The sequence below is a fragment of the Candidatus Neomarinimicrobiota bacterium genome (genome assembly GCA_018647265.1).
Classification (GTDB): Bacteria; Fidelibacterota; Marinisomatia; order Marinisomatales; family TCS55; genus TCS55.
Genome location: JABGTK010000123.1, coordinates 1 through 5,589, shown reverse-complemented (window position 1 = coordinate 5,589; position 5,589 = coordinate 1). Strand labels below are relative to the sequence as shown.

Annotated in this window: 6 protein-coding genes and 1 tRNA gene; all 7 read left to right on the top strand. The window is 43.8% G+C overall.

The features are described 5' to 3' along the window. Window positions 1–591, top strand: a 591-nt coding sequence (gene ispE / locus HN459_07520) for a 4-(cytidine 5'-diphospho)-2-C-methyl-D-erythritol kinase (GenBank protein MBT3479293.1), incomplete at its 5' end; no start/stop codon positions are given. Window positions 592–640: 49 nt separating this feature from the next. Continuing rightward, window positions 641–711, top strand: a tRNA-Gln gene (locus HN459_07515). 149 nt (window positions 712–860) lie between these two features. Continuing rightward, window positions 861–1,805, top strand: a complete 945-nt coding sequence (locus HN459_07510; protein MBT3479292.1) for a ribose-phosphate pyrophosphokinase — start codon at window positions 861–863, stop codon at window positions 1,803–1,805. A gap of 16 nt (window positions 1,806–1,821) precedes the next feature. After that, complete coding sequence (locus HN459_07505) at window positions 1,822–2,496, top strand: 50S ribosomal protein L25 (protein ID MBT3479291.1); 675 nt, start codon at window positions 1,822–1,824, stop codon at window positions 2,494–2,496. After that, window positions 2,493–3,047, top strand: coding sequence for an aminoacyl-tRNA hydrolase (locus tag HN459_07500; GenBank protein MBT3479290.1), 555 nt, complete (start codon window positions 2,493–2,495; stop codon window positions 3,045–3,047). Before HN459_07505 ends, HN459_07500 begins: the two co-directional genes overlap by 4 nt. A gap of 18 nt (window positions 3,048–3,065) precedes the next feature. Further along, a complete protein-coding gene (locus HN459_07495) occupies window positions 3,066–5,210 on the top strand; it encodes a sodium-translocating pyrophosphatase (GenBank protein ID MBT3479289.1) in 2,145 nt (714 codons plus the stop codon). A gap of 17 nt (window positions 5,211–5,227) precedes the next feature. Beyond that, on the top strand, window positions 5,228–5,589 hold a 362-nt coding region (gene rpsF / locus HN459_07490), incomplete at its 3' end, for a 30S ribosomal protein S6 (protein MBT3479288.1).

Here is a 5,589-nt window from a genome sequence, read left to right as displayed (position 1 = left end):
GGTGTATCGATCCATATTCAAAAAAATGTGCCAGTGGGGAGTGGCCTCGGTGGTGGATCAGCAAATGGCGCCGCTGTTTTAAAAGGGATCAACAATATATACAATCTAGGTTTATCTAATGATAAACTGGAAAAGATTGGTGCCGCCATAGGTGCGGATGTGCCATTTTTTATTCGGGGCAAAACACAGCTCGGCGAAGGAATTGGTGATAAACTAACGTCACTTGCCGACCATATTGAGGGGACTTACCTTTTGGTAATCCCCGATGTTTCGATCAGTACGCCATGGGCATATTCAAAATTAAAAAATAAATTGAATCCGGAAAATAATTTGCCTAACTTTGCGGGCTTTATCGGTGGGGATTATGCCTCACTTGAGATCTTTGAGAATGATTTTGAACGGATCGTGATTCCAGCATATCCGAAGATTGGCGCCATTAAGCAAAAGTTGCTTGAGTTGGGCGCCCGGTTTGCCAGTCTGTCGGGCAGTGGCTCGACTGTGTATGGGATTTTTAACGAAGACGCTTCTGCCAAGGAAGCTGAGTTATTCTTTCGCCCCTCGCATCAGACCATTCTGGCTAATCCCACTTAACTCTCACATTTTCGAATCACACCTATTAATTCTCAATACAATTAAGTATTGGGGCGTCGTCTAATGGTAGGACACCTGGTTTTGGTCCAGGCAGTCGGGGTTCGACTCCCTGCGCCCCAGCAATTTTTTTTGGAACGGCAGTTACTTTAACAATTGAAGTCCCTGCCTGTCCGCCGGAATCCACCAACTGGTGGATGAAGGAGGGCGCCCCAGCAGAAATTGTGAAACAATTTCTCTAAATAGAGAATGATGTTTCTCAAAAAATAATTATGGACGAACATTTAAAAATATTTACGGGTCGCAGTAACCCTATTTTGGCCCAAGGGATTGCAAAATCCTTAGGAAAAGAATTGGGTAAACTGACGATTAAGACATTCTCTGACGGTGAATTATGGATCAAGTTTGAAGAAAACATCCGCGGCAGTGATGTTTTCATCATTCAGCCCACAAACAGTCCGGCGGAAAATATAATGGAATTGGTGCTGATGATTGATGCAGCTGTTCGCGCTTCGGCAAATACGGTAACAGCAGTGGTGCCCTACTTTGGGTACGGTCGCCAAGATCGGAAAGATACGCCCCGTGTACCGATCTCATCTCGGGTAATGGTAGATCTCATTACAGCAACTGGCGCTGATCGCATTATAACCATGGATCTTCATTCAACCCAGATCCAGGGTTTTGCTACAATTCCGTTTGACCATCTTTATAGTCGCATGGTATTGCTGGATGCGATAAAAGATTTAGGACTTGATCCAAAAAATTCAGTTGTATTATCCCCGGATGTGGGGTCCGCACGAATGAGTCAATCCTATGCTAAGCGGCTGGGAATGCATTTCGCATTGATAGATAAACGGCGGTATGCTCCAAATAAAGCGCAAGTCATGCATTTGATTGGTGACTTGAAAGATAAAGACGTCCTCATTATTGATGACATGATTGATACAGCGGGAACAACAGTGAATGCCGCTAAAGCGGCAATAGAAAACGGGGCAACCAGCGTAACCGCTGTTGCCACCCATGCAGTATTGTCAGGGCCAGCTGTTGATCGAATCAAAGGATCGGCGATTAAAAAACTGGTGGTGACGGACACGTTATCCATCCCTGAAGAGAAAAAATTAGATAATATGGAAATTGTAACTGTGGCACAGGTATTTGGAGAAGCGATCCGCCGAGTATATGACGGTGAATCGGTGAGTGCCCTGTTCGAATTTTAATTAAAAGGTAACCCCAATGGCATCCTACTATAAACTACCTGTCGAGGAACGCTCAGGAATCGGAACTGGTTCTGCGCGTGAGATGAGAAGAAATGGGAAAATTCCCACAAACTATTATTATCGTGGTGAAGCCAATAAAAATTTGGCGATTGATAAAAAAGTATTTTACCACGCAATCCATTCGGGCCAGAAGGTTTTTGAAATGGAGCTTAATGGTGAAACTATTTATGCCGTGATTAAATCAGCCCAGTATCACCCAGTAACCGAAGAGGTTATTCATGTGGATTTAATGCGAGTCCGTCGAGATGAAAAAATGACATTTTCTATTCCTGTTGTGCTAGAAGGTGAAGCCGCGGGTGCGGCCGAAGGTGGTCTTGTGGCCCATGTATCTACGGCCATAGATATTGAATGTTATCCCACAGATGTACCCGAAAATGTCGCAATTGATATTTCCAGTTTGGAACTCTACAGCGCATTAACAGCTGCTGAAATAAAGCTGCCTGCTGATACTTCCTTAATTTCAGCAGAAGACACAACAGTTGTTACATGTAATCCGCCAAAAGCAGAAGTTGAACCTGAACCGGAAGAAGTTGAAGGCGAAACGGCTGAGGGTGAAGAAGGTGAATCGGCTGAAGATGACAATGCTGCTGAAAAGGGATCTGAAGAGGGAGATACCTCCGAGGAATCATGATTGCCATTGTAGGGCTCGGTAATCCCGGTGATAAATATGCAAATACAAAACATAATGCAGGTTTCTGGGCGGTGGACGAATTGGCCCGCCGACAAAAACTGTCATTTAAGCCCGGTAAGGGTGAATATGTATTTGCCCAGCACCGAAGACGGGAAGTCCTGTTGATTAAGCCCACAACCGGTATGAATCTTAGCGGGATTGCGGTAAAAGATGTAGCCAGTCGCTGGAATCTATTACCGACGGACATTCATGTTGTCGTAGATGATGTGGATTTGCCATTGGGCTCAGTTCGAATTCGCCCCAAGGGTGGAGATGGTTGCCATCGTGGTATGGAAAATATTATTTACCAACTTAGGTCCGACCAGTTCCCGAGGATACGTTTGGGCATCGGCACCGATGAAAATATGCGCCCCGCAGAAAAATTTGTTCTTAAACCGTTTCGTGCGGATGATGAACCGGAAGCTGAAGCAATGGTAAAACGTGGCGCTGATGCTTTAGAAAATCTTTTGGTGCGTGGTTTAAATCATACCATGAACCATTTTAATTCGTAAATAGGAGTAAATGAACTTATGAGTTCTAACTTTATATTCGTAATCGGCGCGGCTGTTTTGGCCATGCTTTATTCATTCTGGAAATCAAGCTGGATTGAAGCCCAAGATGAAGGGACTGATCGTATGAAATCCATTGGCGCAAGTATTGCCGATGGTGCGATGGCTTTTTTAAAAGCTGAATATCGTGTCCTTTCTATATTTGTAATCGCCGTTGCTATCCTATTGGGATTTGCAAATTCAGGTCGAGCAGATTCCAGCGTATTGATCTCACTTTCATTTGTTGTGGGAGCTGTCACTTCTGGTTTAGCAGGATTCCTTGGAATGAAGGTCGCCACTAAAGCGAATAATCGCACAACAAATGCGGCCAGAACGAGTTTAGCTTCCGCATTAAATGTTGCTTTCACGGGCGGTTCCGTAATGGGTATGAGCGTTGTTGGCCTCGGTGTGTTGGGATTAGGCGGTTTATTCATATTCTATACAGGATATTATGGTCAAGATGCTGATTCAATGAAAACAGTGTTAAATGTGATCTCAGGATTTTCTTTGGGAGCGTCCTCCATTGCATTGTTTGCTCGCGTTGGGGGCGGTATTTATACCAAAGCAGCTGATGTTGGTGCTGACCTAGTCGGTAAAGTAGAAGCTGGTATCCCAGAAGATCATCCATTAAACCCTGCCACTATTGCGGATAATGTAGGTGACAATGTGGGTGACGTCGCCGGTATGGGCGCTGATCTTTTTGAATCTTATATTGGATCAATTGTAGGTTCCATGGTTCTTGGTGCCAGTGTTCTGGTAATGGGAGGATTTGATTTTAACTTTGTGTTACTTCCATTAATGATTGCAGCCGCAGGGATTGTTGTCTCTATCATAGGAACGTTTATGGTTTCTGTGAAAGAAGGTGGCGATCCCCAAAAAGCTTTGAATAGGGGTGAATTCGGTAGTTCGGTAATAATGGTGGTTGCTATTTACTTCTTGATCCAGAAATTTTTACCAGCTGAATTTGTTCAAGGTGGCGTAACCTTTACGAGTATGGGTGTTTTTTATGCCACAGTTATTGGTCTAGTCTCTGGTTTAGGGATTGGTTTAATAACTGAACATTATACGGGGACAGGTACAAAGCCTGTTTTATCAATTGTAAAACAATCTTTAACAGGTCCTGCAACGAATCTTATTGCTGGATTGGGCGTTGGTATGCAATCGACTGCAATTCCAATTTTGATTTTGGCGTCGGCCATTATGGGCGCTCATCATTTTGCTGGCCTTTATGGTATTGCTATGGCTGCTCTTGGTATGCTGGCCAACACGGGGATTCAGTTAGCCGTTGATGCTTACGGTCCTATTTCTGATAATGCTGGCGGTATTGCTGAAATGGCAGGGCTTCCTGCAGAAGTTCGCGAAAGAACAGATAAACTTGATGCGGTTGGAAATACAACTGCCGCCATCGGTAAAGGATTTGCCATTGGGTCTGCAGCCTTAACGGCATTAGCCTTGTTTGCGGCTTTTATGGTTCAATCGGGAATCGATAGTATAGACATTTCCAACCCAATGGTAATGGCAGGATTATTTGTAGGCGGCATGCTGCCCTTCCTCTTTTCATCTATGGCTATGGGCGCAGTTGGGCGTGCAGCAATGGCAATGATTGAAGAAGTTCGCCGCCAATTCAGAGATATACCTGAGTTGAAAGCAGCTCTAAATGTTCTGAATAAAGGTGATGAATCTTCTTGGTCTGAAGATGATCGTGCAGCCTATGAATTGGGGTTAACCAAAGCTGAACATGGTAAATGTGTTGAAATATCAACACAATCTGCCATTAAAGAAATGGTCCTCCCAGGAATCCTTGCTATTACATCCCCTGTTTTAGTTGGGTTTGTTTTTGGCGCTGAGACGCTTGGCGGCTTATTGGCCGGTGTCACAGTTTGTGGCGTTCTCATGGCGATTTTCCAGTCCAATGCTGGTGGCGCATGGGATAATGCCAAGAAAATGATTGAAGAAGGAACAGTAATTAATGGAGAATCTATTATCAAAGGGTCCGATGCACATAAAGCATCGGTAGTCGGCGATACTGTAGGCGATCCATTTAAAGATACGTCAGGTCCTTCACTAAATATTTTAATTAAACTTATGTCAGTGGTATCTTTGGTGATTGCACCATTGATTGCCTAGAAATTAAGGAGTCTTACATGAGATATTACGAAAGTCTCTATATCGTAAACCCAAACTATGAACAGGATCGTCTAGATGAAGTGATGAAGACGGTAGTTGATAAAATTGGTGAATACACTTTTTCAATAATCAACCATCGTGTGTGGGGTAAAAAACGATTAGCCTATGCAATACAGAAACATAAATATGGTACCTTTGTTCTGCTCCATTTTGAAACAGAATCAGCTGAAAACTTAAATAGTTTTGAACGTTTTATGGTTCTTCAAAATCCCATCCTTAGGAACCAGACAGTTGTCTTGGATGCGCGTCCGGAAGTTCATATTGAGGAAGCGCCTGTTGTGGCGGAAGTTGCCGAAGCGGATGAAAAAGTTGAAGCACC